At 70.4% G+C, this 4626-nt stretch carries 4 protein-coding genes and 1 pseudogene; all 5 read left to right on the top strand.

The window, feature by feature from the left end; translation table 11 throughout:
• Positions 1-156 (top strand): annotated as a pseudogene (locus tag G6W55_RS36865) (MBL fold metallo-hydrolase); the annotation flags it as partial.
• Positions 157-169: 13 nt separating this feature from the next.
• Positions 170-1432, top strand: coding sequence for a histidine--tRNA ligase (gene hisS, locus G6W55_RS36860; protein WP_175524967.1), 1263 nt, complete (start codon positions 170-172; stop codon positions 1430-1432).
• A 215-nt stretch (positions 1433-1647) separates the two neighbouring features.
• A complete protein-coding gene (locus tag G6W55_RS36855) occupies positions 1648-2307 on the top strand; it encodes a vitamin K epoxide reductase family protein (RefSeq protein WP_175524966.1) in 660 nt (219 codons plus the stop codon).
• Positions 2308-2350: 43 nt separating this feature from the next.
• Positions 2351-3706, top strand: coding sequence for a replication-associated recombination protein A (locus G6W55_RS36850; protein WP_175524965.1), 1356 nt, complete (start codon positions 2351-2353; stop codon positions 3704-3706).
• 302 nt (positions 3707-4008) lie between these two features.
• Positions 4009-4623 carry a 30S ribosomal protein S4 gene (gene rpsD, locus G6W55_RS36845; protein WP_015661793.1) on the top strand — a complete coding sequence of 205 codons (615 nt, stop codon included), beginning with the start codon at positions 4009-4011 and terminating at the stop codon, positions 4621-4623.
• Positions 4624-4626: the final 3 nt, after the last annotated feature.

Below are 4626 nucleotides of genomic sequence, written 5' to 3'. Positions count from 1 at the left end.
GTGTGCCTGCCGCTCGACGACTCGACCGTGGTGCTGTCCGGCCACGGCCCCCAGACGACCATCGGCCAGGAGCGCGCCGCCAACCCGTATCTGCGACAGGTGGCGGCCGCCGGCCAGGGAGCGGGCCCCACGGCCCCTCCCCGACGAGGAATGTGACGAGAGACCTTCCGTGAGCACCTTTCAGGCCCCCAAGGGCACGTACGACCTGCTGCCGCCCGACTCCGCCAAGTACCTCGCCGTCCGTGAGGCGATCTCCGCCCCGCTGCGCAACTCCGGCTACGGCTACGTCGAGACGCCCGGCTTCGAGAACGTCGAGCTGTTCGCGCGCGGTGTCGGTGAGTCGACCGACATCGTGACCAAGGAGATGTACACGCTCCAGACCAAGGGCGGTGACCACCTGGCCCTGCGCCCCGAGGGCACCGCCTCCGTCCTGCGCGCCGCGCTGGAGGCCAACCTGCACAAGCAGGGCAACCTGCCGGTCAAGCTCTGGTACTCCGGCTCGTACTACCGCTACGAGCGCCCCCAGAAGGGCCGTTACCGCCACTTCTCCCAGGTCGGCGCCGAGGCGATCGGTGCCGAGGACCCGGCGCTGGACGCCGAGCTGATCATCCTGGCCGACCAGGCGTACCGCTCGCTGGGGCTGCGGAACTTCCGCATCCTGCTCAACAGCCTGGGCGACAAGGAGTGCCGGCCGGTCTACCGCGCCGCCCTCCAGGACTTCCTGCGCGGCCTGGACCTGGACGAGGACACCCTGCGCCGCGCGGACATCAACCCGCTGCGCGTCCTGGACGACAAGCGCGAGTCGGTGCAGAAGCAGCTCGGGGACGCGCCGCTGCTGCGCGACTACCTGTGCGACGCCTGCAAGGCGTACCACGAGGAGGTCCGTGAGCTGATCACGGCGGCGGGCGTCGCCTTCGAGGACGACCCCAAGCTGGTCCGCGGCCTGGACTACTACACCCGCACCACCTTCGAGTTCGTCCACGACGGTCTGGGCTCCCAGTCCGCGGTGGGCGGCGGCGGCCGCTACGACGGCCTGTCGGAGATGATCGGCGGCCCCGCGCTGCCGTCCGTCGGCTGGGCCCTCGGCGTGGACCGCACGGTCCTCGCCCTGGAGGCGGAGGGCGTCGAACTGGACCTGCCGTCCGCGACCTCCGTCTTCGCGGTGCCGCTCAGCGAGGACGCGCGCCGGCTGCTGTTCGCCAAGATCACCGAACTGCGCAGGCTCGGGGTCGCGGCGGACTTCTCCTTCGGGGCGAAGGGCCTCAAGGGCGCGATGAAGAACGCCAACCGCAGCGGTGCCCGCTACGCGCTGATCGCCGGTGAGCGCGATCTCGCCGAGGGTGTCGTCCAGCTCAAGGACCTGGAGTCCGGCGAGCAGACCGCGATCGGCGTGAACGAGATCGTCGCCGAGCTGGAGTCGCGGCTCGCGTAAGGCCGCCGAGGCGGACGGGACGGACGTCACACGGCCGTCCGTCCCGTCCGCCTTCGCTCGGGTGTGCCCACGGGGGACACGGGTCGGCCGAAACCGAACGCTCACAGGCGATCGGCGGGGTCTCCTTATGTCCGCCGAACGGTGGAGAACCGCCCTCGTGCGGCACAATGGCCCTGCCCGAAGATGGTCCAACTCTCAAGCGACGGATCGGCGTGATGAGCAAGACGACAGTCAATGCGGTCTCCACGGAGTCCGGGTCCGGGCACGCCCCCGCGCCCGCGGCCGGTACGGCGGGCGGCAGCCGCGCGTTCGCGATCCTGCTGCTGATCACCGGCGCGGCCGGGCTGCTCGCCGCGTGGGTCATCACGATCGACAAGTTCAAGCTGCTGGAGGCCAAGGTCGCGGGCACGACCTTCACCCCCGGGTGCAGCCTGAACCCCGTCGTCTCCTGCGGCAGCGTGATGGAGTCCAAGCAGGCCGCCGTCTTCGGCTTCCCCAACCCGATGCTCGGCCTGGTGGCCTACGGCATCGTGATCTGCGTCGGCATGAGCCTGCTCGCCGGGGCCCGCTTCCCGCGCTGGTACTGGCTCACCTTCAACGCGGGCACCCTCTTCGGCGTCGTCTTCTGCGCCTGGCTGATGTTCCAGTCCCTGTACCGGATCAACGCCCTGTGCCTGTGGTGCTCGCTGGCCTGGGTCGCCACGATCTTCATGTTCTGGTACGTGACGTCCTTCAACGTCCGCAACGGCTTCCTGCCCGCGCCCCGCGCCCTGAAGACCTTCTTCGGCGAGTTCACCTGGGTCCTGCCCGTGCTGCACATCGGCATCATCGGCATGCTGATCCTGACCCGCTGGTGGGACTTCTGGACGAGCTGACAGCGCGGACCGTGTTGTCAGTGGGGTGATTTAGGGTTTCCGTGTGGAGCCCGACCTGTTCACCGCCGCAGCAGAAGAACGCCAGGAGAAGGACCCCGCGGGGAGCCCCCTGGCGGTCCGGATGCGCCCGCGCACCCTCGACGAGGTGGTGGGCCAGCAGCACCTGCTGAAGCCGGGCTCCCCCCTGCGCCGCCTGGTCGGCGAGGGCGCCAAGGGCCCGGCAGGACCCTCCTCCGTGATCCTCTGGGGCCCGCCCGGCACCGGGAAGACGACCCTGGCGTACGTCGTCTCCAAGGCGACCAACAAGCGGTTCGTGGAGCTGTCCGCGATCACCGCCGGCGTCAAGGAGGTCCGCGCGGTCATCGAGGGCGCCCGCCGCGCCACCGGGGGATACGGCAAGGAGACCGTCCTCTTCCTCGACGAGATCCACCGCTTCAGCAAGGCCCAGCAGGACTCCCTGCTGCCGGCCGTCGAGAACCGCTGGGTCACCCTGATCGCCGCCACCACCGAGAACCCCTACTTCTCGGTCATCTCCCCGCTGCTCTCCCGCTCCCTGCTGCTGACCCTGGAGCCCCTCACCGACGACGACCTGCGCGGACTGCTCCGCCGGGCCCTCACCGACGACCGCGGCCTCAAGGGCGCCGTCACCCTCCCCGAGGACACCGAGGCCCATCTGCTGCGCATCGCCGGCGGGGACGCCCGGCGCGCCCTCACCGCCCTGGAGGCCGCCGCCGGAGCCGCCCTCGACCAGGACGAGAGCGAGATCACCCTCGCCACCCTGGAGCAGACGGTCGACCGCGCCGCCGTGAAGTACGACCGCGACGGCGACCAGCACTACGACGTGGCCAGCGCCCTCATCAAGTCGATCCGCGGCTCCGACGTGGACGCCGCGCTGCACTACCTCGCCCGCATGATCGAGGCTGGCGAGGACCCCCGCTTCATCGCCCGCCGGCTGATGATCTCCGCCAGCGAGGACATCGGCCTCGCCGATCCGAACGCGCTGCCGATAGCCGTCGCCGCCGCCCAGGCCGTCGCCATGATCGGCTTCCCCGAGGCCGCCCTCACCCTCAGCCACGCCACCATCGCCCTCGCCCTGGCCCCCAAGTCCAACGCCGCGACGACCGCGATCGGCGCCGCCCTGGACGACGTACGCAAGGGGCTGGCCGGGCCCGTGCCGGCGCATCTGCGGGACGGGCACTACAAGGGCGCCGCCAAACTGGGGCACGCGCAGGGGTACGTCTACCCGCACGACGTGCCGGAGGGCATCGCCGAGCAGCAGTACGCGCCGGACGCCCTCAAGGACCGCGCCTACTACACCCCCACCCGGCACGGCGCGGAGGCCCGGTACGCCGACGCCGTGGAGTGGACCAGGAAGCACCTCGGTCGGAAGCGGCCCTGAGCACCCTGTAGACTCGTCCGAAGTGCTGAGTCCCGTGCCGTCAGAGCGGGACAGTCAGCCGGAGCCCCGGTCCCCGGACCGGCTCCAGGAGCGTCGCGCACCGTCGATCGGTGTCGCGGGCAGCCCACCACCACCCGCACTTCCGGGACCGGTCGGTGGGCCACTCGCGTGCTGCACGTATGTGCCCAGACCAGGGAAGCGGCTGCCCACCAGGCCCGGCAACGGACCCGGCGGGTCTTCCCGGCTGCGGATGCGACCTCCCACCACCCTGGCAAGCCGAATCAAGGAAATGAGACAGGACAGTGGCGAACCAGTCCCGCCCCAAGGTCAAGAAGTCGCGTGCCCTCGGCATCGCGCTGACCCCGAAGGCCGTCAAGTACTTCGAGGCCCGTCCCTACCCGCCGGGTGAGCACGGCCGCGGCCGCAAGCAGAACTCGGACTACAAGGTCCGTCTGCTGGAGAAGCAGCGTCTGCGCGCGCAGTACGACGTGTCCGAGCGCCAGCTCGTCCGCGCCTACGAGCGTGCCTCGAAGGTCCAGGGCAAGACCGGTGAGGCCCTGATCATCGAGCTCGAGCGCCGTCTCGACGCCCTGGTCCTGCGTTCGGGCATCGCCCGCACCATCTACCAGGCCCGTCAGATGGTCGTGCACGGCCACATCGAGGTCAACGGCCAGAAGGTCGACAAGCCCTCGTTCCGCGTCCGTCCCGACGACGTCGTGATGGTCCGCGAGCGCAGCCGCGAGAAGACCCTCTTCTCCATCGCCCGTGAGGGCGGCTTCGCCCCCGAGGGCGAGACCCCGCGCTACCTCCAGGTGAACCTCAAGGCCCTGGCGTTCCGCCTGGACCGTGAGCCGAACCGCAAGGAGATCCCGGTGATCTGCGACGAGCAGCTCGTCGTCGAGTACTACGCCCGCTGATCC

Source organism: Streptomyces sp. CAI-85 (assembly GCF_013363615.1).
Lineage (GTDB): Bacteria > Actinomycetota > Actinomycetes > Streptomycetales > Streptomycetaceae > Streptomyces > Streptomyces antibioticus_B.
Note: the sequence above shows the minus strand (reverse complement) of the source record. Positions and strands in the feature narration are given on the sequence as shown.